The sequence below is a fragment of the Pseudomonas sp. LS_2 genome (assembly GCF_042709235.1).
Classification (GTDB): Bacteria; Pseudomonadota; Gammaproteobacteria; order Pseudomonadales; family Pseudomonadaceae; genus Aquipseudomonas.
In genome coordinates, this window is sequence record NZ_JAVAYC010000006.1 from 50,167 (window position 1) to 72,603 (window position 22,437).

Consider the following 22,437-nt stretch of genomic DNA (forward strand, 5'->3'; position numbering starts at 1 on the left):
GCGCAGCCCGTATTTGAGGAGCACCCATGTTCACCGGCATCATCGAATCCATCGGCACCATCCGCAGCCTGACCCCCAAGGGCGGTGACGTGCGCGTCTACGTCGAGACCGGCAAGCTCGACCTGGGCGACGTCAAGCTCGGCGACAGCATCGCGGTCAACGGCGTCTGCCTCACCGCCGTGGAGCTGCCGGGCGACGGCTTCTGGGCCGACGTCAGCGTCGAGACGCTCAAGCGCACCGCCATGGTCGACCTCAAGAGCGGCAGCCGGGTCAACCTGGAGAAGGCCCTGACCCCCACCACCCGCCTGGGCGGCCACCTGGTCAGCGGCCATGTCGACGGTGTCGGCGAAATCATCTCGCGCAGCGATAACGCCCGCGCCATCCAGTTCCGCGTGCGTGCGCCGAAGGAGCTGGCCAAGTACATTGCCCACAAGGGCTCGATCACCGTCGATGGCACCAGCCTGACGGTCAACGAGGTCGATGGCGCCGAGTTCGAACTGACCATCGTCCCGCACACCCTGTCCGAAACCATCATGGCCGACTACCGCCCAGGTCGTCGGGTCAACCTTGAGGTCGACCTGCTGGCCCGTTACCTGGAGCGTCTGCTGCTGGGCGACAAGGCCGCTGAGCCGAGCAAAGGCAGTGGCATCACCGAAAGCTTCCTGGCCGCCAACGGCTTCTTGAAATCCTGATTGAGAAGGGGGTGCCGAGTGGCGCTCAACAGCATCGAAGAACTGGTCGAAGACATTCGCCAGGGCAAAATGGTCATCCTCATGGACGACGAAGACCGTGAGAACGAAGGTGACATCATCATGGCAGCCGAATGCTGCCTGCCCGAGCACATCAACTTCATGGCCAAGCACGCGCGCGGCCTGATCTGCATGCCGATGACCCGCGAGCGTTGCGAAACGCTGAAGCTGCCGCTGATGGCGCCGCGCAATGGCTCGGGCTTCGGCACCAAGTTCACCGTGTCGATCGAGGCCGCGGAAGGCGTCACCACCGGCATCTCCGCTGCCGACCGCGCCCGTACCGTACAGGCCGCCGCCGCGAAGGACGCCAAGGCCGAGGACATCGTCAGCCCTGGCCACATCTTCCCGCTGATGGCCCAGCCCGGCGGCACCCTGGCCCGCGCCGGGCATACCGAGGCGGCCTGCGACCTGGCGCGCATGGCCGGTTTCGAGCCGAGCGGGGTGATCTGCGAGGTGATGAACGACGACGGCACCATGTCGCGCCGCGCGGAGCTTGAAGTGTTCGCCGCCGAGCACAACCTGAAGATCGGCACTATCGCCGACCTGATCCACTACCGCATGATCCACGAGCGCACCGTGCAGCGCGTGTCCGAGCAGCCGCTGGACAGCGAACTGGGCCAGTTCAACCTGGTCACCTTCCGCGACTCGGTGGAAGGCGACGTGCACATGGCCCTGACCCTGGGCAAGATCTGCGCCGAAGAACCGACCCTGGTGCGGGTGCACAACATGGACCCGCTGCGCGACCTGCTGATGGTCAAGCAACCGGGCCGCTGGAGCCTGCGCGCGGCGATGAGCGCCGTGGCCGAGGCCGGTAGCGGCGTGGTGCTGCTGCTGGGCCACCCGCTGGATGGCGACGTCCTGCTGGCGCATATCCGCGAAAGCGCAGGCGAGGTGCACACCAAGTCGCCGTCCACCTACAGCACGGTGGGTGCCGGTTCGCAGATCCTGCGTGACCTTGGCGTGCGCAAGATGCGCCTGATGAGCTCGCCGATGAAGTTCAACGCGATATCCGGATTCGATCTGGAAGTTGTAGAATACGTGCCCTCCGAGTGACACAGGCGTTGCCATAAAGCCTGCCGCTCGTGTCCAAACCCTCCTGTAGGCCGCCTAGCGCGGCCTCGCTCTTTAAGATGAGAACTCCGGAATGACCCTGAAGACCATCGAAGGTACCTTCATCGCCCCCAAAGGTCGCTATGCTTTGGTGGTTGGCCGCTTCAACAGCTTCGTCGTCGAAAGCCTGGTGAGCGGTGCCGTTGATGCCCTGGTACGCCACGGCGTCAGCGAAAGCGACATCACCATCATCCGTGCCCCGGGTGCCTTCGAGATCCCGCTGGTGGCACAAAAGGTCGCCCAGCAAGGTGACTACAGCGCGATCATCGCCCTGGGTGCGGTGATCCGTGGCGGTACCCCGCACTTCGAATACGTGGCGGGCGAGTGCACCAAGGGCCTGGCCCAGGTGTCCATGGAGTTCGGCGTTCCGGTCGCCTTCGGCGTACTGACCGTCGACTCGATCGAGCAAGCCATCGAGCGTTCCGGCACCAAGGCCGGTAACAAGGGCGCCGAAGCAGCCCTTTCCGCCCTGGAAATGGTCAGCCTGCTGGCGCAGTTGGAGGCCAAGTGATTAGCGACGACAGCGATCGTTTCAACCCGCGCGATCCACAACCGGCCGATGCCGGCAAGCCATCGAAGAGCGCCAAGCGCCGCGAAGCCCGCAAGCTCGCGACCCAGGCCCTGTACCAATGGCACATGGCACAGCACTCGCTGAACGAGATCGAAGCGCAATTCCGGGTCGATAACGATTTCTCCGATGTCGATGGCGCCTATTTCCGCGAGATCCTCCACGGGGTTCCGGCCATCAAGGGCGAGATCGACAACGCCCTCAAGCCATGCCTGGACCTGGCCCTCGATGAGCTCGACCCGGTCGAGCTGGCCGTGCTGCGGCTGTCCACCTGGGAGTTCATCAAGCGTGTCGACGTCCCGTACCGCGTGGTGATCAACGAGGGTGTGGAGCTGGCCAAGGTCTTCGGCGCCACCGACGGGCACAAGTTCGTCAACGGTGTGCTGGACAAGCTCGCGCCGAACCTGCGTGAAGCGGAAGTCAAGGCGAACAAGCGCTGATTCCGGCGCTGACCGGCCATGGGTGAGTTCGAGCTGATCCGCCATTACTTCGCCGCCGCGCCTTGTGCGCAGGGCGGCGAGGGCGTGGCATTGGGCATCGGCGACGACTGTGCGCTGCTGGAACTGCCGACAGGCCAGCAACTGGCGATCTCTACCGACACGCTGGTTGCCGGCGTGCATTTCCCTGTTGCCTGCGAACCAGCATTGCTCGGCCAGCGCGCGCTGGCCGTGGCCGCCAGCGACCTGGCGGCGATGGGCGCAGAACCTGTAGGTTTCACCCTGGCGCTGACCTTGCCCGAGGTCAGCGCCGATTGGCTCAAGGCCTTCGCCGAAGGCCTCGAACGCATGGCCAGCCAGTGTCGCCTCAGCTTGATCGGCGGCGACACTACCCGTGGCCCCCTGAGCATCACCGTCACCGTGTTCGGTCGTGTCCCGAGTGGCCAGGCCCTGCGCCGCAGTGGCGCTCGCCCGGGCGACCTGCTGTGCGTCGGTGGCTACCTCGGCGATGCTGCCGGTGCCTTGGCGCTGGTGCTCGGCGAACGCCAGGCCCCTGCCGAGCAGGCCGAGCCGTTGCTGGCCCACTACTGGTCGCCGCCTCCGCAGTTCGCCCTGGGCCTTGCCCTGCGCGGGCGTGCCACTGCGGCCCTGGATATCTCCGACGGGCTGCTGGCCGATTGCGGGCATATCGCCAAGGCCTCGGGCGTGGCGCTGGAGGTGAACCTGGCCCAGGTGCCGGTGTCTCCTGCCTTGCAGGCCTTTGTAGGACGGGAAGGGGCGTTGCAGGCGGCCTTGAGCGGAGGGGACGACTACGTGCTGGCCTTCACCTTGGCCCCCGAACACCTTTCATCCCTGGCGCAGTTACCTGGCGCACAGGTCATTGGCCGTGTGCGCGAAGGGCAGGGCGTGACGCTGCTCGACGCCCAGGGCCAGGACATCACCCCGCGCCAGCGGGGTTATCAACATTTTAGGGAGACACCGTGACCGACCACCCCAACCAGGTGCCTGCGGAGTTCGTTCCGCCTTCGGTCTGGCGCAACCCCTGGCACTTCATCGCTTTCGGCTTCGGTTCCGGCACCCTGCCCAAGGCACCGGGTACCTGGGGTTCGCTGGTGGCGCTGCCGTTCATCCCGCTGTGGCAGATGCTGCCGGACTGGGGCTACTGGCTGCTGCTGGGCATCACCATGCTGTTTGGCTTCTGGTTGTGCGGCAAGGTGGCGAACGACTTGCGGGTGCACGACCATGAAGGCATCGTCTGGGACGAAATGGTCGGCATGTGGATCACCCTGTGGCTGGTGCCGGAAGGTTGGCAGTGGCTGCTGGCGGGCTTCCTGATGTTCCGCTTCTTCGACATCCTCAAGCCATGGCCGATCCGCTGGATCGACCGGCACGTACATGGTGGCGTGGGGATCATGCTCGACGATATCCTGGCGGGCGTTTTCGCCTGGCTGGGCATGCAGGTTCTGGTCTGGTTGTTTGCCTGATACAGGGAGTGTGTCGATGGCCGTGAGGTCTGTGCTGCTTGCGTTGCTGCTGTTCTCGCCTTGGCTGAGCGCAGCCGAGGCTGACGGCGTGCCCAAGCAGGTGCGCCTGGTCAGCGAGCAATGGTTGGACTACACCAACGGCGATGGCACTGGCCTGGCCTGGGACCTGCTGCGCAAGGTGTTCGAGCCTGCCGGGGTCAAGGTGCTGGCCCACAGTGCGCCTTACAGCCGTGCGGTGGGCCTGGTCAAACGCGGCGAGGCCGATGCCTGGGTGGGGTCGTACAAGGATGAAAACGACGACAACCTCTACCCGCGCTGGCATTTCGATATGGACCACATCTATGCCCTGGGCCTGGCCAGCAAGCCGCCGCCGACCCTGGCGACACTGGGCACCTGGCGCCTGGCCTGGGTACGCGGCTACGACTACCAGAACTACCTGCCGGGCATCCAGGGCAATTTCCGTGAGATCCAGCGTCGCGAGGGCATCTTGCCGATGCTCGAGTACGATCGGGTCGATTTCTACATCGATGCCTTGACCGAGGTCGACTCGGTGCTGCAGCAGGCCCGCGAGCCTGCGAACTTTCGCCGTACCCACATCGCCGAGCTGCCGCTGTACCTGGCATTCACCGACAGCGAGCAGGGCCAGGCCCTGCGCGACCTGTTCGATGCCCGCATGGAACAACTGGTACGCAGCGGCGAGCTGAAGCCGATTTTCCAGCGCTGGAAGCAGCCTTACCCGTTTACCGCCGATACCCAGCCGCGTTGAAACGCTTCGCTGCACAGGCGCAAAGCCTATGCATCGAACTTTTCGATCTTAAGCCGCGATATTCACCCTGCGCATGCCGGATTGGCTGCTGATACAATCGCGCAATATGAAAATTCCTACTTACTAGGAGCACAACGTGCCCGTCGTATTTGTTGCCGCTTCGAAACTGCCAACGCCGTTCGCGACATTCACCATGCATGGCTTCCTCGACGAAGCCACCGGCCGCGAGCACGTAGTGCTCAGCCTGGGTGAGTTCGACGACGGTGCGCCAGTGCTCGGGCGTCTGCACTCCGAGTGCCTGACTGGCGATGCCTTGTTCAGCCAGCGTTGCGACTGCGGTTCGCAATTGGAAGCTGCGCTGCAGGCCATCGCCCGTGAAGGCCGCGGTGTGCTGCTGTACCTGCGTCAAGAAGGCCGGGGCATCGGCCTGCTGAACAAGATCCGTGCCTATGAGCTGCAAGATGGTGGCGCCGACACCGTCGAGGCCAACGAGCGCCTGGGCTTTGCCGCCGACCAGCGCGACTACGCCATGTGCCTGCCGATGCTCGAGCACCTGGGCGTGAAGTCGCTACGCCTGATGACCAACAACCCGCGCAAGGTCAAGGCTTTGACCAGCATGGGCATCGCCGTGGCCGAGCGCGTGCCGCTGCACACCGGGCACAACCCGCACAACCGCCTGTACCTGGCGACCAAGGCCGGCAAGCTCGGCCACATGATGGGCAACGAGCACCAGGGTGAGGTGCCACAGGCGTGACCCGCAGCCAGGTGAAGTGGCGGCTGACCCTGGCCTGGTGGCAATACCTGGCGGTCGGCCTGTTGCCGCTGCTGGTCATGGCCTGGGCCTTTGGTGGCGGTACGGCGCTGATGCCGGTGCTGGCCCTGCCGCTGTTCCTGGGTGGCGCTGCCACCCTGTTCCTCAGCCTGCCACGCTTCGGCGCCTACAAGCGCGCCTTGGTCGCTACCTCCAAGGCCTTGGGCTCGGCCGACGAACCCGCCGCCTGGATCGAGCTGGCCCGGGTGCGACGCATGGCCATGTTCTTCGCCTGCTTCCCCGCTTGGGTTGCCGCATTGTCGGTGCTGGTCGGGCTGGAGGCGGTGCCGCAGATTCTCCTGGCCCTCTCAACCCTGGTGCTGCTGTACCTCTACCGCATTCCGCGCCAGCTGGGCTGATGCGGGCGCTGCTGTTCTGTCTCTGCCTGTTCACCCTGAGCGCCCTGGGCGCCGATAAGCTGCGCGTGGTCAGCTTGGCGCCTTCGATGACCGAGGTGGTGCTGGAGCTGGGGGCCGACGACCTATTGGTGGGTCTGGTGGACAGTGGCGAGCGCCCCGCGAGGCTGGCTGGGGTGCCCTCTGTGGGGCGCTATGGGCAGCTGGACATGGAACGCCTGCTGGCCCTCGAGCCCGACCTGCTGTTGTTGTGGCCGGGCAGCGTGCCCCCTGCCCAGCGCGACCAGCTGCGCCGTCTGGGCATCGCCACCTTCAGCAGCGAACCCCACGACCTGAACCAGTTGATCGAGCAGATCGAGGCCATCGCCGTACGCCTGGGGCGTGCCGAGCGCGGTCGTGCCTATGCCGGTTCGCTGCGCCAGCGGTTGGAGTCGTTACGCGACCGCTATCGTCGTGACCCGCCGCTGCGGGTTTTCTACCAGGTCTGGGACAAACCGCTGTACACCTTGGGGGGGCGACAGGTGGTCAGCGATGCCCTGGCCGTGTGCGGCGCACGCAATATCTTCGACGACTTGGCGCAACCCGCGCCGCAGGTCAGCGTCGAGTCGGTGTTGCTGCGTGACCCCGAGGTGATCCTGGCGGGCGATGCGGCGCAACTGGCGAGCTGGAAGGCCTGGCCGAGCCTGGGCGCGGTGGCCGGCAAGCGCCTGCTGGTGCTACCCGACAAGGGCCTGGAGCGTCCCAGCGGGCAGATGATCGAAGCCACCGCCCAGCTGTGTACCTTGCTCGACGCTACAGTGCCGGTGTCCAGGTGACGCTCAGCAGCCAGGTACGGCCTGCTTCGCGGTAGCTGTAGTCGCTGCCGTCGTAGTTATACAGGGCGCGGCTGTAGGCCTTGTCGAGCAGGTTGTCCAGCTTGGCCTCGAGCTTCACGTCGTCACTCGCCATGAAGCTGCCGCGCAGCCCGAACAGGCCATAACCGCCCAGTCGATTGCGATTGGCCTCGTCGTCATAGCTGCTGCTCACCAGCTGCCAGCCAGCGCCCACACTGAAACGCTCGAACTGGCGATCCAGGTCCAGGTTCAGGGTGCGCTTGGCGCGGCGGGCCAGGGTGTGGCCGCTGTCGCGGTCGCGCGGGTCTATCAGCGCCATGCCCAGCTGGCTGCGCCAAGCGCCCCAATTCTGGTTCAGTGCCAATTCGAAACCGTTGATGCGCGCCGAGGCCACGTTTCGGGGGATGGAGCCTGCGCCAAAGATGATCGCGTCACGCAGGTCGGTGCGGTATAGCGAGGCCTCCAGGCGGCTGTCGACGCTCAGCTGGCTGCGCCACTGCAGCTCGTAGCTTTTCGAGCGCTCCGGGTCCAGGTCTGGGTTGCTGAACTGTGGGTAGTACAGGTCGTTGAAGGTCGGTGCACGAAAGCCTTCGCTGTAGGACAGCAGCAGGTCGTTGGCGGCATTTACCGGCAAGGTCAGGCTGGCGCTCCAAGTGGTCTGGCCGCCGAATTGCTGGTTCTGGTCGCGGCGCACGCCCAATTCGGTAGAGAACCGCTCGCCACTGTAGCGGTGCTGGATGAACGCTGCGCGGTTGTAGCGGCTGTCTTCCTCGAATTCGGTACTGCCGTGCACGCGGTCCTGGTACCCGTCGGCCCCCAGCAGCAGGGTGTTGCGCGCATCCAGGGCCAGGTCGTTCTGCCAGGTCAACTGGTCGCGATAGGTGTTGAATACGCTGCCGTCTTCGCTGAGCTTGTCGCGCTTCTTGTCACGGTTCTCGCTATGGCCCAGCTCCAGGCGCGAATGCCAGGTGTCGGTCAGCTGGGCATCCAGGTAGGTGCCGAGGCTGCTGACGGTGAAGTCGGTGTAGGGTTTCTGGCCGAAGCTTTCGAAGCTGATCGGGTCGAAGCGCCCGAAAGGGTTGTCGTACTCGCTGCGGCCACGGCTGTCGAGCAGGTTCAGGCCCGCCTCGAAGCGCTCGTCGAAGGTATGGCTCAGGCTCAGGTTGAACGACTTGTTGCGGTAGGCGTCGTGGTCGGAGTCGCTGGCGAAGGAGGTGCCGGTGGAGTCGATGCCAGCCGTTTCATCCAGGCTGGCGCCGAGGTTGAAGCGGGTGTGCTGGTCACCACCCGACAGCCCCAGGCTGCGCTGCAAGCTGCGCTCGCTGCCTGCCGCCAGGCGCAGCCTGGGTTGCACGCCGGGGCCCTCGGCGCGGCGGGTGAAGATCTGGATCACCCCGCCGATCGCATCGCTGCCGTACACCGCCGAGCGTGAGCCGCGCAGCACTTCCACGCGCTCGATCTGGTCGACATTCAGAAATTGCAGGCCGCTGTCGCCGGAGGTGGCGTTGGCGATGCGCACGCCATCGATCAGCACCAGGCTTTGCGCGGCCTTGGTGCCGCGAATGAAGATGCCCGGCAGGCTGCCACGGCCACCGGTCGGCGCCACCTGCACGCCGGGCACGCGGCTGAGCAGGTCGGTGACGCTGGTGGGTTGCAGGCGGTCGATATCGGTGCGGGTGAAAACGCTGTTGGCGGCGCTGGTGGCACTGCGCGACTCGACCTGGCGGTTTGCGGTCACCTGGGTGTCGGGGAGCTTCAGAGCGTCGTCGCGACTGGCGGCCAGCAGTGGGGCGGGGAGGCAAAGCAGGGTGACCAGGGTTGCAGGCTTCATCGGCTATTCCATAGCAATCGCGGGGCAACCCTGCCTCCCACGGTGTGTGGGAAGCCGGCTTGCCCCGCGATGGGCCGCCAGGCGACCCGTATTGTTTACAGGCCCAGCTTGACCATCCTGGCCCTCACCGAGCTTTCGATACCGGCAGCGTCCAGCCCGCATTCGGCGAGCATCTGCGCCGGCTTGGCGTGTTCCACGTAGATGTCCGGCAGTCCCAGGTGCAGCAGCGGCATGACCACCGCCTCGCGCGCCAGGCATTCGCTCACTGCGGCACCGGCGCCACCCATGATGGCGTTCTCTTCAAGGGTGACCAGCAACTCGTGGCTGGCGGCCATTTCCAGGACCAGGGCTTGATCCAGCGGCTTGACGAAGCGCATGTCGACCACGGTGGCGTCGAGCGTCTCGGCCACCTTCAGGGCCTCAGCCAGCTGTACGCCGAACACCAGCATGGCGACCTTGCTGCCCCGGCGGCGCACCACGCCCTTGCCAATCTCCAGTGGCTCCAGGCTGCTGTCTATCGGCGCATTGGGGCCGGTGCCGCGGGGGTAGCGCACGGCGGCCGGGCCCTTGTACAGGTGGCCGGTGCTGAGCATCTTGCGCAGTTCGTTTTCGTCGCTCGGGGTCATCACCAGCATGCCGGGGATGCAGCGCAGGTACGAGAGGTCGAAGCTGCCAGCGTGGGTCGGGCCGTCTTCACCGACCAGGCCGGCGCGGTCGATGGCGAACAGCACGTCAAGGTCCTGTACCGCCACATCGTGGATAAGCTGGTCGTAGGCGCGTTGCAGAAAGGTCGAGTAGATCGCCACCACCGGCTTGGCGCCTTCGCAGGCCATGCCGGCCGCGAAGGTGACGGCGTGCTGCTCGGCGATGGCCACGTCGAAGTAGCGCTCGGGGAAGCGCTCGCTGAAGTCCACCAGGTCCGAGCCTTCCTTCATTGCCGGGGTGATGCCCACCAGGCGCGTGTCGGCGGCAGCCATGTCGCACAGCCACTGGCCGAATACCGCGGAATACTTCGGCCCGCTGGCTTTCTTCGGCGCGGCAGGCTTGTCGACGGGTTCGAGCTTGGTGATGGCGTGATAGCCGATCGGGTCGACCTCGGCCGGGGCGAAGCCCTTGCCCTTCTTGGTCACCACGTGCAGGAACTGCGGGCCCTTGAGGTCGCGCATGTTGCGCAGGGTGGCGATCAGGGTGGGCAGGTCATGGCCGTCGATGGGGCCGATGTAGTTCCAGCCCAGCTCCTCGAACAGGGTGCCGGGCACCAGCATGCCCTTGGCGTATTCCTCGGTGCGGCGGGCGATTTCCCAAGCGCCGGGCAAGCGCGACAGCACTTTCTTGCTGCCCTCGCGCATGCTCGCGTAGGTGCGGCTGGACAGAATCTTGGCCAGGTAGTTGGACAGCCCGCCGACGTTGCGGGAAATCGACATGTCGTTGTCGTTGAGGATCACCAGCATGTCGGCGGCCACTTCCTGGGCGTGGTTCAACGCCTCGAAGGCCATGCCGGCGGTAAGCGCGCCGTCACCGATCACCGCGATCGACTTGCGTGCATCGTTCTGCAGGCGGGCGGCGATGGCCATGCCCAGCGCGGCGCTGATCGAGGTACTGGAATGGCCGACGCCGAAGGTGTCGTACTCGCTCTCGCTGCGCCGTGGGAAGGCGGCGATGCCGTCCTTCTGGCGCAGGCTGAGCATGCGCTGGCGCCGACCGGTGAGGATCTTGTGCGGGTAGGCTTGGTGGCCGACGTCCCACACCAGGCGGTCGTCCGGGGTATCGAACACGTAGTGCAGGGCGATGGTCAGCTCGATGACGCCCAGGCCTGCACCAAAATGCCCGCCTGTCTGACCGACGGTATAGAGCAGCTCCTGGCGCAATTCGTCGGCCAGGGCTTCCAGGTCGGCTTCAGCCAGCCGGCGCAGGCCAGCGGGCGTATCGGCGCGGTCCAGCAGCGGCGTGACCGGGCGTTCGCGGGGGATCTCTTGAAACGTCGTGGGCATCAGGCGAGTCGTTATAGGTTTGAAGACGCGGCAGTTTACCCCATTGTGGGAAAAGCTGCCCGTTCAAGCAGGTGTATTGGGCGCTTTGGAGTGGCGGTATTGTGCAGCCTTCACAAGCGGCGCAATACCTGTAGGCGAGGGTTTGCCCGCGAAAGAAACAGCGCGGTGGATGGCACCGACGTTGCCGGGGTTCGCGGGCGAGCCCGTTCCTGCAGGCGTTGCGTTGCTGTCAGTGGCGGCGTTCGACGATGTAGCGCGCCAGCGCCCGCAGCGGCTCGGCGTTGTCGCCGAAGGCCTGCAGCGCCCCCAGCGCCTGGTCGCGCAGTTCCAGGGCATAGGCCTTGGCGGCATCCAGGCCGAGCAGGGCCGGGTAGGTCGGTTTGTCGCGGGCGATGTCGGCGCCCTGGCGCTTGCCCAGGGTAGCGGTATCGCTTTCCACGTCGAGGATATCGTCTTGCACCTGGAAAGCCAGCCCGATGGCCCGGGCATAGGTGGCCAGGGCGGCCAATTGCGTGGGTTCGGCGCGGCCGCTGGCCAAGGCGCCAAGCTGCACGCTGGCTTCGATCAGGGCGCCGGTCTTGTGCCGGTGCATGTATTCCAGGGCCTTCTGGTCGAGCTTGACACCCACCGAGCCCAGGTCGATGGCCTGGCCACCGACCATGCCGGCGGGGCCGGCGGCCTTGGCCAGGGCCTGCACCATGGCCAGGCGGATCGTGTCGGGCAGGGGGCTCAGGCTGGCGTCGAGCAGGGCGCTGAAGGCCAGGCTCTGCAAACCGTCGCCGGCCAAAATCGCACACGCTTCGTCGAAAGCCTTGTGGGTGGTTGGCAGGCCACGGCGCAGGTCGTCATCGTCCATGGCCGGCAGGTCGTCATGCACCAGTGAATAGGCGTGGATCAACTCTACCGCGCAGGCGGCGCCGTTGGCTTGCTCCGGGGCAGCGCCCAAGGCTTCGCAGGCAGCGTAGGCGAGCAGCGGGCGCACGCGCTTGCCGCCGTTCATCACGCTGTAGCGCATGGCGGCGTAGAGCCGTGCGAGCTCTGTCGAGGGGGCCTGGAACAGCGGTTCGAGGGCAGCATCGACGCGGGCCTGGCAGGTCGCCTGGTAGCTGGCGATCATGCCTGCGGTTCCGCGTCGAACGGCTGGGCAGCCAACTCGCCGTCACGCTCCAGGAGAATCTGCACTTTCTGCTCGGCCTGGGCGAGGGCGCCCTGGCATTCGCGGGTCAGGGCGATGCCTTGCTCGAACGCGGCCAGCGAGTCTTCCAGCGACAATTCGCCGTTCTCCAGGCGTTCGACCAGCACTTGCAGGTCGGCGAGGGATTGTTCGAAATCGATGGAGGTTTTCTTGCGGGCCATGGCGACTGTCTCGGTGGCGTTTTTAACGGCGCGACACTAGCAGAGCAGGGCGGGGGGAGCAAATAAAGGGGCCCGTGCCGAGGTGGCGATGAGGCTTCAGTGGGGCGCCTGCAGGCGCCGGTACTGCCCAGGCGTCTGCCCGTGGATACGTCGGAACGCCACCCCGAAGGCGGCATCGGACAAGTACCCCAGCGATGCGGCGACCGTCGCCACGCTTTGCGAACGGTCGGTCAACCGCGAGGCGGCCACCTGCATGCGCCAGCGCGTGGCGTACTCCACGGGCGTCTGTCCCACTCGCGCCTTGAACTGCGCGGCGAAGCTGGAGCGCGACATGCAGGCGATCTCTGCCATTTGTGCCAGCTTCCAGTGTTGCTGCGGGGCACCATGAATGGCGCGCATCACCGCCGCAATGGCCGGGTCGCGCAAACCGCCCAGCCAGGCCAGGTCGGCGACGTCGGCATGGGCGATGTGGTGGCGCAGGGCGTGCACGAAGATGACCCGCAGCAGGTCGTTGCACATGGCGTAGGCACCGGCGTGGCCCGATTGCCATTCCCTGTCCAGTTCATCCAGCAGCCAGGCAAACGACGAGGCGTCTGGCGATTGCGCGCGAATGACGATCACCGCAGGCAGTATCGCCAGCAGCTCGCTGGCGCCAGGACTGGCCAGCGAGACGCTGCCGCCGAGCAATTCCACCTCATCGCCGACGCCCAGTGTGGCGGACATGCCCGAGGCCGCGAACACCGCAGAGGCCTCGACGGCCTCGAGCGACGGGTCGCTGGCCAGGATGAACGGCGTACGCGACACCACGAAACAGTCGCCTGGGCGCAGATGCCAGGGCGCCATGTGCCCCACTCGTAGCCAGCATTCGCCCCGCCGTACGACGTTGAATTTCAGCTCGATGGGGTTGAAGCGCAAGGCCCAATTGCCGCCAGCTAGCAAACGCACCGAGCAGGCGGCGCGAAAGCCGGTCAAGGCAAGCACCTCGGACAGCGGATCGGTAACAGGGTTTTGGATTATCACGATAGAAATCCGGACTATTTGCAGTGTTTAGTCCGGGCAGCTTAGAGAAGAATCAGCCTCTCCGATAGGCGAAGAGGACATCTTCATGAGCACACTCCAGCACCCCATCGCTTCACGGTTCGACGCTGCCAGCACCGCCACGCAGGTCATGGAAGAGGTAGACCTGAGCGGGAAACTGGCCATCGTTACCGGTGGCTATTCAGGCCTGGGCCTCGTTACCACGCGGCGCTTGGCCGAGGCCGGGGCCCACGTCATCGTGCCGGCCCGGGACCTGGCGCGGGCGCATGCGGCCTTGGCAGGTATCGCGGGCGTCAGCGTGCGGCCGATGAACCTGATCGCTGCCGACTCCGTGCAGGCGTTCAGCGCTGAAGTGGTACGTCAGGGGCAGCCGGTTTCACTGTTGATCCTGTGCGCCGGGGTCATGGCTTCGCCGCTGGCGCGCGACGCCGATGGCCATGAAAGCCAGTTCGCGACCAACCACCTGGGGCACTACCGGCTGGCCTGCGGGCTGTGGCCAGTATTGCGTGCGGCGGGCGCGGCGCGGGTGGTCGCGGTGTCGTCGCGAGGTCATCAAATTGCCGGCGTGGACTTCGATGACATCGACTTCACCACGCGCGTCTACGACAAATGGGCGGCCTACGGCCAGTCGAAAACGGCCAATGCCCTGTTCGCCATGGCCCTCGACAAGCGTGGCCGTGACCACGGCCTGCGGGCCTTTTCGCTGCATCCAGGGCAGATCCTGACGGACCTCGGGCGCCACTTGAGCCGCGCCGAAATCGACGCATTCGACGTGTTCGACGAAAACGGCCAGCCGCGGCTAGACCCTTACAACGGCCTCAAGACCTTGGAGCAGGGGGCGGCCACTGGGCTGTGGTGCGCCACCAGTCCGGCGCTGGAGGGCCTGGGCGGTGTGTACTGCGAAGACTGCAATATCGCGTCGCTCAATGATGGGACGACGGGTCGCAAGGGCGTGGCGCGATGGGCGGCAGACGACGTGCTTGCCGAGCGGCTGTGGCGGGTATCCGAGCAGTGGGCGGGCACAACCCTGTAGGCCTGCTGGTGGGGGCAAACTCGGCACGGCGCCTCGCCGGCGGTGGCCGTTCGCCCACGACGCGCAGGTGGAAAGTTGCGGCAAGCTTCGTGCTGGTGATCCAGGCCAGGCCGTTGACCAGGAGGGGAAATAAAAAAGCCAGCTTGTGGCCGGCTTTCGGGGACGGTCTTGGCTAATTTTTGGTAAGCCGCAATCGCCTTGACAGGTTGGCCATGAAGGCCTGGAAAAGAGGGCGAGTGACCGTGTAGGGCACTGCCAATTGCCCTTGCGCGCGGCGTGTGGCCGGGGGCAGGGCAAAATGTGCCGCGTAGCATACGCGTGCATGTGCGGGTTGCCCAGTACAAATTGGCACTGGTTGTTTCAACCCGGCCGCTGGCGGCTGAACCAGGACCACCAGAACACCCAGCCGAGAATTTGCAGCCCCTGGGCCTGCCGCTGGGCGGCGGTGTAGCGCTCCACCGTGTAGTTGCGCCGGTCGTGGCTGTGCAGGCACAAGGTGCCGTTGTGGCCGAGGCTGAGGCTGTGTACGCGCAACTGGCGGTCGTGCAGCAAGGCGTAGATCTGCCCGTCGATCACCCGGGTCAGGCTGCGATCAATGGCCAAGGTGGCATCCATGGGGATCAGCGGCGCCATGTTCGCGCCGGGCATATGCAGGCACAGTGCATTTTCGGGCAATACGCCCAGGGACTCCAGGGCCTGGACGGGCAGGCGCAGGTAACCTTGCGCCTGCTCGGCAAGGGTGCCGTCCTGCAGGCCGTGCACGGCGATGCTCGCCTGGGTGCCGTCATAGCCATGTTGCAGCGGCGGTGCGGGTGGCTCGGGCATGCACGGGCGCAGGATCGGGCTGGGGTGCTTGGCACCTTCGCCGCTGCGCAGCCAGTGGCGGTGAACGCAGAACAGGTCGGCAATTTCGTCGAGACGTGCCAGGGGAACGCCGCGCTTGAACCAGTTGTTCACGTGCTGGGGCGTGACGCTGCGCTGGGCTGCGAAGTCGGAAGGGGTCAGGTTGCACTCCAACAGGAGAGCCTTCAGTCGGTCGCCGGATGTGTTCATGCGGACGAGTCTAATGGCGCATCAGGCGTAGGGGAATGAACCTGTGGTTGAAGCAAGCTGTAGGAGAAAACCCGGCTTGCAGGATTTTGCTGAAGGTCTGTGTAGGAAATTTTTCTTTGGCTCGAAAGCCATTGCTCCGATTCAAGCACTGGGCATAAAAAAACCCTGCCGGAGCAGGGTTTTTTACCGAGTCGACAATCAGGCTTTCTTGCCGGCTTTGATCGACTTGACGATCTCTTCGCGCGCGGCGTCGGCGCCTTTCCAGCCTTCGATCTTCACCCACTTGCCCTTCTCGAGGTCTTTGTAGTTCTCGAAGAAGTGTTCGATCTGCTGGATCAGCAGGGCCGGCAGGTCGGTGTATTCCTTCACGTCGACGTACAGCTGGGTCAGCTTGTCGTGCGGAACGGCCAGGACCTTGGCGTCGCCACCACCGTCGTCGGTCATGTTCAGTACGCCGACCGGACGGGCACGGATCACCGAGCCTGGCGCCACTGGGTACGGCGTCACGACCAGCACGTCCAGCGGATCACCGTCGTCGCCCAGGGTGTTGGGGATGAAGCCGTAGTTGGCCGGGTAGAACATCGGGGTGGCCATGAAACGGTCGACGAACAGGGCATCGCTGTCCTTGTCGATCTCGTATTTGATCGGCGCGTGGTTGGCCGGGATCTCGATGGCGACGTAGATATCGTTGGGGTCTTCTTTAGGCAGAATCTTGCTGTAGCTCATTGGGCGGTGCCCCCGTATATGGCCGAAAAAGTGGCGGCGATTATAGGCATATTCCGCAGGGCCATGCCACGGCTGACAGAATGAGCCGACACCTCAAGCATGGCTTTCGCGATAGTCGGGGTGTTCGGCCTGCAGGCGGGTCAGGCGAGCCAGTGGGTCTTGGCGGTAGAACAGCGCCAACTGCTGGTACACCTGGGGGTAGGCCTGGTGCAACAGGTCCGGAGCGCTGAAGAAATACTCGCTGGTGACGGCGAAGAACTCCGCCGAATTCTCGGCCGCGTAGGGGTCGATGGCGGTCTCGGCGTCGGGGTCGGCGTCCAGCTGGCGGTTCAGGTCATCGAAAGCCTGTTGCATGGCCTGGGCCCAATCGGCCACTGACATGCCGTTGTGCAGTGGAGGCAGGCCATTGGCATCGCCGTTGAGCATGTCGAGCTTGTGCGCCAGCTCGTGGATCACCAGGTTATAGGCTTCCCAGCCGCCGCCGGCCAGCACCCCCGGCCAGGCCATGATCACCGGGCCCTGCTGCCAGGCCTCGCCGCTGTGCTCGGCGTCCCAGGCATGTTCCACGCCACTGGCGTCGCGGTGGCGCTGGGGACTCTTGAAATCGTCGGGGTAGAGGATCAACTCGTGGAAACCCTGGTACCAGTTCAGCTCGCCCAGGTGCATGAGCGGCAGTTGTGCCTGGGCGGCGAGGAACAGCCGCTGCTCGTCGTCCAGCTCGACGCCGGGCAGGGTGGTGAGGTGCTTGTCGGCCAGGAACAGCACACTGGCCTCGCGCAGCCAGCGGTCTTCTTCGTCAGTGATGCCATCGAGCAGCGGCAGGCGCTGGCGAATCACTTGCCAGAGCTGCGCGCTGACCGGGTAGCGCGCCAGGGTGCGCTTGCGCCGCCAGGCGCGCAACGACCACATGGTGCGGTCAGTGGGCCTTGGCAGTGCCACGGCCGAGGCGACCGCGCAGCAGGCCGAGGATCATCGGTACCAGCGACAGGATGATGATGAACACCACCATCAGCGACAGGTTCTGCTTGATGAACGGCACATTGCCGAAGAAAAAGCCCAGGGTCACCAGGCTGCCGACCCACAGCACCGAACCCGCGACGCTGAAGGAGAGAAAGCGCGGGTAGTGCATGTGGGCGATACCGGCGACGAACGGTGCAAAGGTGCGCAGGATCGGCAGGAAGCGCGCCAGGGTCACGGTCTTGCCGCCGTGGCGGGCATAGAAGTCGTTGGTGCGTTGCAGGTAGTCGCGGCGGAAGATCTTCGAACTCGGGTTCTGAAACAGGCGTTCCCCGGCCGTTCGGCCGATCACGTAATTGGTGCTGTCGCCCATGATCGCGGCGGCGACCAGCAGGCCCGCCAGCAGTACCGGGTCCATGCCGCCGCCTGCGGCCACGGCGCCGGCGATGAACAGCAGGGAGTCGCCCGGCAGGAACGGCATGACCACGAGGCCGGTTTCACAGAAGATCACCGCGAACAGGATGGCATAGATCCAGGGACCATAGTTGGTGACCAGCAGGTCGAGATAGGCATCGAGATGCAGGATGAGGTCCAACGGGTTGAATTCCATGTACAGCACCTGTGTTCATGACCCGCTTGTTACGGGCGCGCGATGACGGACGGCGTCGTGGTCGTGGGCAGGTTGACCAGGGGAAAGGTAACTTTTCACACGTGACGGAGGGGCATTATACGGCGAAGTCTTGAAGATGCCCGGTGAGTTTGTAGCGGGGGGTTACGAATTGTCAGACCTGGCCTGAGCCCCTGTAGGGGCGGGCTTGCCCGCGGAGAATACACCGCGGTGGATGGCACCGGCCTTGCCGGTGTTCGCGGGCAAGCCAGCGCCTACAGGGGGTTGCCAGGTCGTTATGCAGGGGGGGCGGGGTCAATCCTGGCTGATCGGCAATACGTAGTTCTTGAATTCGGTGTCCTCGCGAAAACCCATCGACTCGTAGGTTTTCTTCGCCACTTCGTTGTCGGCACTGGTCGACACCCGCATGCGCACGGCATTGGTGTCCTTGGCCATTTTCTTGGCTTCACGCATCAGGTGGTCGGCCACCAGCATGCGCCGGGAGTCTTCGGCCACGTAGATGTCGTTGAGAATCCACACGCGCTTGAGCGACAGCGAGGAAAAGCTCGGGTAGAGCTGGCAGAAGCCCAGCAGCTTGTTGTCGTCGTCATCTGGCAGGGCCAGGTAAATCACCGACTCACTGCGCTTGAGGCGTTTTTCAAGGAAGGCACGGGAGGTTTCCGGGTAGGGCAGCTCGCCGTAGAACTCGCGGTATTTGACGAACAGCGGCGTAAGCCGATCGAGGTGTTCCAGGGTTGCCTTGATGATTCGCATGTGCGGGCCTCAGAGTCCATGTAGGGATACAGCGCATTGCCAGCAGCGTTCAAGTCGCATGCTGCCTAAAGCAGGCCAGAAGCGCAATCTGCACTCCGTTACAGGTGTCTTATTCTTCTCCGAGCAGGAAATTGCCCCTTTTATTGGAGGATTCTGCGCTATCGATGCTGTGGACTTCGGCCTCGTCCTTCAGGTTCACCCCGGAGAGCTGACGACGGCAGGCCTCGCGCATCAGGTAGAGCAGGCGATGAGCGGCCATGCCGTAGCTCAGGCCTTCCAGGCGCACATTGGAGATGCAATTGCGGTAGGCGTCGGTCAGGCCGACCTTGGGCCCGTAGGTGAAATACAGACCCAGGCTGTCAGGGGAACTGAGCCCTGGACGTTCGCCGATCAGCATCACGGTCATACGTGCGCCCAGCAGCTCGCCGACTTCATCGGCCACCGCCACCCGGCCTTGCTCCACCAGCACCACAGGGGAGCTGCTCCAGCCGTCGGTGGCGGCCTGCTCCTCGAAACGCGCCAGCAGCGGCAGGGTATGGCGGTGCACGGCCAGCGCCGAGAGGCCGTCGGCGACGACAATGGCCAAGTCAACCCCGCCAGGGTTGGCCTGGGCGTGTGCGCGCAGTTGCTGCGCCGATTCCTCGTTCAGCCGCCGCCCCAGGTCGGGGCGTTGCAGGTATTCATGACGGTCGCTGGCGGCGCTGTGCAGCAGCAGGCTCTGGCGGCCACGGTCGGCGAGCTGCTGGCGCAGGCCGGCGTGGTCGAATGGCAGGTGCACGGCGTCGCGGGCCTGGGCGTGGGCGAACTGGAAGTCCAGCTGGGCGCCGGTCGGCAGGCTGGTGCCGGCGCGCCCGAGGGCGATGCGTGCCGGGGTGAGGTTGCGCAGGGCCAACCAGGGGTTGTCCGGGGTGGGCGTGTGTCGGTCCATGGTCATCCCTATGCAAGCTGCGCCAGGGCCTGGCGGAAGGCCGGCGGCAAGTTGTCGCCGAAGCGTATGCGGCCATCGGCCTGGGTGAAGATACCGGTGCGCTCCAGCCACGCCTCGAATTCCGGGCCGGGCTTGAGGCCCAGGGTCTGGCGAGCGTAGAGCGCGTCGTGGAACGAGGTGGTCTGGTAATTGAGCATGATGTCGTCGGAGCCGGGAATGCCCATGATGAAGTTGATCCCGGCCACGCCCAGCAGGGTCAGCAGGGTATCCATGTCGTCCTGGTCGGCTTCGGCGTGGTTGGTGTAGCAGATGTCGCAGCCCATGGGTACGCCGAGCAGCTTGCCGCAGAAATGGTCCTCGAGGCCGGCACGGATGATCTGTTTGCCGTTGTACAGGTATTCCGGGCCGATGAACCCGACCACGGTGTTCACCAGGAACGGCTTGAAGTGCCGGGCCACCGCATAGGCGCGGGTTTCGCAGGTTTGCTGGTCGACGCCATGGTGGGCGTTGGCCGACAGCGCGCTGCCCTGGCCGGTTTCGAAATACATCAGGTTCTGCCCGAGGGTGCCGCGCTTCAGGGAAAGCCCGGCCTCGTAGCCTTCCTGCAACACGTTGAGGTTGATGCCGAAACCCGCGTTGGCTGCTTCGGTACCGGCGATGGACTGGAACACCAGGTCCAGCGGCACGCCGCGGTTGATCGCCTCGATCGAGGTGGTGACATGGGTGAGCACGCAGGCCTGGGTGGGAATCTGGTAGCGCTGGAGGATGGCATCGAGCATCTCCAGCAGGGCGCAGATCGAGGCGATGCTGTCGGTGGCCGGGTTGATGCCGATCATCGCATCGCCGTTGCCGTACAGCAGGCCGTCGAGGATGCTCGCGGCGATGCCGGCGGGTTCATCGGTGGGGTGGTTGGGTTGCAGGCGGGTGGACAAGCGCCCACGCAGGCCCATGGTGCCGCGAAAGGCCGTGACCACGCGGATCTTCTGCGCGACCAGCACCAGGTCCTGCACGCGCATGATCTTCGATACCGCGGCGGCCATTTCTGGCGTCAGGCCAGGGGCCAGGGCGCGCAGGCTGTCTTCGTTGGCCAGGTCGCTGAGCAGCCAGTCGCGCAGGCCGCCCACGGTGAGGTGGCTGACCAGGGCGAAGGCTTCGCGGTCGTGGGTGTCGACGATCAGCCGGGTGACCTCGTCCTGTTCGTAGGGGATCAGCGCCTCATTGAGGAAGTGACTGAGGGGGATATCGGCCAGCGCCATTTGCGCGGCCACGCGTTCGCCATCGTTGCTGGCGGCGACCCCCGCAAGGAAGTCGCCCGAGCGGGCGGGGCTGGCCTTGGCCATGACCTCCTTGAGGCTGTCGAAGCGGTAGACCAGGTTGCCTACGGTGTGTACGAAACGTGCCATGCAGACTCTCCAGAGCGCCGCGGGCCAGGCCCGCGGCGTGTGTCGGCGATCAGTGCAGGGCCTCTTCGGCCTTCTGGATCGCGGCGAATTCCTCTTCCGGCGTCCCGGCCACCAGGTGGTGGCGGCTGTAGAAAGCAAAGTAGGCAATTAATACCCCATAGATCACCGCCGCGCCAATCAGCACGCGCGGGTCGACCAGGAACCCGGCGACCACGGCGATGCAGGCCAGCACCAGGGCCACGCCCGAGGTGAAGATGCCGCCCGGGGTGCGGTAGGGGCGCTCCATCTTTGGTCGACGAATACGCAGGGTGATGTGCGCCGCCATCATCAGCACGTAGGACAACGTGGCGCCGAACACCGCCACCAGGATCAACAAATCGCCCTGGCCAGTCAGTGACAGCGCGAAACCGATGATGCCGGGGATCACCAGCGCCAGCACCGGCGCCTTGCTCTTGTTGGTCTCGGAGAGTTTGCGCGGCAGGTAGCCAGCCCGGGACAGCGCAAAGATCTGCCGCGAATAGGCGTAGATGATCGAGAAGAAGCTGGCGATCAGGCCGGCCAGGCCAACCAGGTTGACGAACCCGCTCATCCAGGTGGAGCCGCCATAGGCCTTGGAGAGTGCCTCGACCAAGGGGTTGCCCGACGCCTTCAAGGCCTCGGAGCCTGCGCCGCCAGGGCCGACCACCAGAATCAGCAGTGCGAAGGCCAGCAGCACCAGCATGGCGCCGATCAGGCCGCGTGGCAGGTCGCGACGAGGGTTCTTGGTTTCCTCGGCGGCCAGGGGCACGCCTTCGACGGCCAGGAAGAACCAGATCGCAAAGGGAATCGCCGCCCATACCCCGACATAGCCGAATGGCAGGAAGCTGCTGGCGCCTACCGCCTGGGTGGGCGCAATATCAAAGAGCTTGGCTGCATCGAAATGGGGCACCATGCCAATCAGGAACACCACCAGTGCAATGGCCGCCACGGCGGTGATGATGAACATCAGCTTGAGCGCTTCGCCCACTCCGAAGATGTGGATGCCGATGAAGATGATGTAGAAGGCCAGGTAGATCACCCAACCGCCGACACCGAACAGCGACTCGCAGTAGGCGCCGATGAATACTGCGATGGCCGCGGGGGCGATGGCGTATTCGATGAGAATCGCCGTGCCGGTGAGGAACCCGCCCCAAGGCCCGAAGGCGCTACGGGCGAAACCATAGCCGCCGCCCGCGGTGGGGATCATCGACGACAGCTCGGCCAGCGAAAAGCACATGCACAGGTACATGGTGGCCATCAGCAGCGTGGCCAGGAACATGCCGCCCCAGCCGCCCTGGGCCAGGCCGAAGTTCCAGCCGGCGTAGTCGCCGGAAATCACGTAGGCCACCCCCAGGCCTACCAGCAGCACCCAGCCTGCGGCGCCTTTTTTCAGTTCACGTTGCTGGAAATAGTCGGAACCGACCTTTTCGAAATCGACGGAAGAACCTGCCGGCGCGCTGCCGGTGTGATCGCTTGGCATAGTGTTCACCTGTTCTTTTTCTAAGGTGGCCGGAAGGGTTTCCGGCCCTTGGTGATTCGCATTGCAGGAAGCGAGCCAGAGCGGTTTTGGAGTAACTGCCGATCTGGATTTTGCGGTATTCAGTGGTG

24 protein-coding genes are annotated in these 22,437 nt (G+C 65.0%); 11 read left to right on the top strand and 13 right to left on the bottom strand.

Features of this window, described 5'->3' with window-relative positions; translation table 11 throughout:
- The first annotated feature begins 26 nt into the window (after positions 1-26).
- The 10 genes from RAC97_RS07500 (at position 27) to RAC97_RS07545 (ending at position 7,096) form a co-directional block, all read left to right on the top strand.
- Entirely contained in the window at positions 27-692 is a 666-nt protein-coding gene (locus RAC97_RS07500; protein ID WP_375099180.1) for a riboflavin synthase, read from the top strand.
- A gap of 18 nt (positions 693-710) precedes the next feature.
- Complete coding sequence (gene ribBA, locus RAC97_RS07505) at positions 711-1,802, top strand: bifunctional 3,4-dihydroxy-2-butanone-4-phosphate synthase/GTP cyclohydrolase II (protein WP_375099181.1); 1,092 nt, start codon at positions 711-713, stop codon at positions 1,800-1,802.
- A gap of 91 nt (positions 1,803-1,893) precedes the next feature.
- Entirely contained in the window at positions 1,894-2,370 is a 477-nt protein-coding gene (gene ribE / locus RAC97_RS07510; protein WP_186669179.1) for a 6,7-dimethyl-8-ribityllumazine synthase, read from the top strand.
- Positions 2,367-2,867, top strand: coding sequence for a transcription antitermination factor NusB (gene nusB, locus RAC97_RS07515; RefSeq protein ID WP_375099182.1), 501 nt, complete (start codon positions 2,367-2,369; stop codon positions 2,865-2,867). The genes ribE and nusB overlap by 4 nt, the downstream gene beginning before the upstream one ends.
- 18 nt (positions 2,868-2,885) lie before the next feature.
- Positions 2,886-3,848, top strand: coding sequence for a thiamine-phosphate kinase (gene thiL, locus RAC97_RS07520; RefSeq protein ID WP_375099183.1), 963 nt, complete (start codon positions 2,886-2,888; stop codon positions 3,846-3,848).
- Positions 3,845-4,348: a phosphatidylglycerophosphatase A gene (locus RAC97_RS07525; protein ID WP_375099184.1), complete on the top strand. Its 504-nt coding sequence runs from the start codon at positions 3,845-3,847 to the stop codon at positions 4,346-4,348. The genes thiL and RAC97_RS07525 overlap by 4 nt, the downstream gene beginning before the upstream one ends.
- A 16-nt stretch (positions 4,349-4,364) precedes the next feature.
- Positions 4,365-5,114: a substrate-binding periplasmic protein gene (locus RAC97_RS07530; RefSeq protein WP_375099185.1), complete on the top strand. Its 750-nt coding sequence runs from the start codon at positions 4,365-4,367 to the stop codon at positions 5,112-5,114.
- Positions 5,115-5,250: 136 nt separating this feature from the next.
- Complete coding sequence (ribA, locus tag RAC97_RS07535) at positions 5,251-5,868, top strand: GTP cyclohydrolase II (RefSeq protein WP_375099186.1); 618 nt, start codon at positions 5,251-5,253, stop codon at positions 5,866-5,868.
- A complete protein-coding gene (locus tag RAC97_RS07540; RefSeq protein ID WP_375099187.1) occupies positions 5,865-6,284 on the top strand; it encodes an MFS transporter in 420 nt (139 codons plus the stop codon). The genes ribA and RAC97_RS07540 overlap by 4 nt, the downstream gene beginning before the upstream one ends.
- On the top strand, positions 6,284-7,096 hold the full coding sequence (locus RAC97_RS07545) for a cobalamin-binding protein (protein WP_375099188.1): 813 nt from the start codon (positions 6,284-6,286) through the stop codon (positions 7,094-7,096). Before RAC97_RS07540 ends, RAC97_RS07545 begins: the two co-directional genes overlap by 1 nt.
- On the opposite strand, the gene RAC97_RS07550 is transcribed toward RAC97_RS07545, so the two are convergent.
- From RAC97_RS07550 to RAC97_RS07570, 5 genes are all read right to left on the bottom strand, one after another.
- Positions 7,074-8,945 carry a TonB-dependent receptor domain-containing protein gene (locus RAC97_RS07550; protein WP_375099189.1) on the bottom strand — a complete coding sequence of 624 codons (1,872 nt, stop codon included), beginning with the start codon at positions 8,943-8,945 and terminating at the stop codon, positions 7,074-7,076. The genes RAC97_RS07545 and RAC97_RS07550 overlap by 23 nt on opposite strands.
- Positions 8,946-9,040: 95 nt before the next feature.
- Positions 9,041-10,936: a 1-deoxy-D-xylulose-5-phosphate synthase gene (dxs, locus tag RAC97_RS07555; protein WP_375099190.1), complete on the bottom strand. Its 1,896-nt coding sequence runs from the start codon at positions 10,934-10,936 to the stop codon at positions 9,041-9,043.
- A gap of 229 nt (positions 10,937-11,165) precedes the next feature.
- The gene (gene ispA / locus RAC97_RS07560; RefSeq protein ID WP_375099191.1) at positions 11,166-12,053 is read right to left on the bottom strand and encodes a (2E,6E)-farnesyl diphosphate synthase; all 888 of its coding nucleotides are present in this window, start codon (positions 12,051-12,053) and stop codon (positions 11,166-11,168) included.
- Entirely contained in the window at positions 12,050-12,292 is a 243-nt protein-coding gene (locus RAC97_RS07565; RefSeq protein WP_375099192.1) for an exodeoxyribonuclease VII small subunit, read from the bottom strand. Before RAC97_RS07565 ends, ispA begins: the two co-directional genes overlap by 4 nt.
- A 96-nt stretch (positions 12,293-12,388) precedes the next feature.
- A complete protein-coding gene (locus tag RAC97_RS07570; protein WP_375099193.1) occupies positions 12,389-13,312 on the bottom strand; it encodes an AraC family transcriptional regulator in 924 nt (307 codons plus the stop codon).
- Positions 13,313-13,397: 85 nt separating this feature from the next.
- Here RAC97_RS07570 and RAC97_RS07575 point away from each other — a divergent pair, with 85 nt between their 5' ends.
- Positions 13,398-14,363 carry an oxidoreductase gene (locus RAC97_RS07575; protein ID WP_375099194.1) on the top strand — a complete coding sequence of 322 codons (966 nt, stop codon included), beginning with the start codon at positions 13,398-13,400 and terminating at the stop codon, positions 14,361-14,363.
- A gap of 360 nt (positions 14,364-14,723) precedes the next feature.
- Here RAC97_RS07575 and RAC97_RS07580 read toward each other — a convergent pair whose 3' ends face one another.
- The 8 genes from RAC97_RS07580 to eat all read right to left on the bottom strand — a co-directional run bounded on the left by RAC97_RS07580 (position 14,724) and on the right by eat (position 22,309).
- Complete coding sequence (locus tag RAC97_RS07580) at positions 14,724-15,416, bottom strand: helix-turn-helix transcriptional regulator (protein WP_375099195.1); 693 nt, start codon at positions 15,414-15,416, stop codon at positions 14,724-14,726.
- A 198-nt stretch (positions 15,417-15,614) separates the two neighbouring features.
- Entirely contained in the window at positions 15,615-16,142 is a 528-nt protein-coding gene (gene ppa / locus RAC97_RS07585) for an inorganic diphosphatase (RefSeq protein ID WP_375099196.1), read from the bottom strand.
- Positions 16,143-16,235: 93 nt separating this feature from the next.
- Positions 16,236-17,051 (bottom strand): zinc-dependent peptidase, encoded by an 816-nt coding sequence (locus RAC97_RS07590; protein ID WP_375099197.1) that lies wholly within the window; start codon positions 17,049-17,051, stop codon positions 16,236-16,238.
- Positions 17,052-17,058: 7 nt separating this feature from the next.
- Positions 17,059-17,709, bottom strand: a complete 651-nt coding sequence (locus tag RAC97_RS07595) for a DedA family protein (protein ID WP_375099198.1) — start codon at positions 17,707-17,709, stop codon at positions 17,059-17,061.
- 312 nt (positions 17,710-18,021) lie between these two features.
- Entirely contained in the window at positions 18,022-18,480 is a 459-nt protein-coding gene (locus RAC97_RS07600) for a GNAT family N-acetyltransferase (RefSeq protein ID WP_375099199.1), read from the bottom strand.
- A gap of 109 nt (positions 18,481-18,589) precedes the next feature.
- Positions 18,590-19,408 (bottom strand): ethanolamine ammonia-lyase subunit EutC, encoded by an 819-nt coding sequence (gene eutC, locus RAC97_RS07605; protein WP_375099200.1) that lies wholly within the window; start codon positions 19,406-19,408, stop codon positions 18,590-18,592.
- Between the two features lie 8 nt (positions 19,409-19,416).
- Entirely contained in the window at positions 19,417-20,811 is a 1,395-nt protein-coding gene (locus RAC97_RS07610; protein WP_375099201.1) for an ethanolamine ammonia-lyase subunit EutB, read from the bottom strand.
- A gap of 49 nt (positions 20,812-20,860) precedes the next feature.
- On the bottom strand, positions 20,861-22,309 hold the full coding sequence (gene eat, locus RAC97_RS07615) for an ethanolamine permease (protein ID WP_375099202.1): 1,449 nt from the start codon (positions 22,307-22,309) through the stop codon (positions 20,861-20,863).
- Between the last annotated feature and the right edge of the window lie 128 nt (positions 22,310-22,437).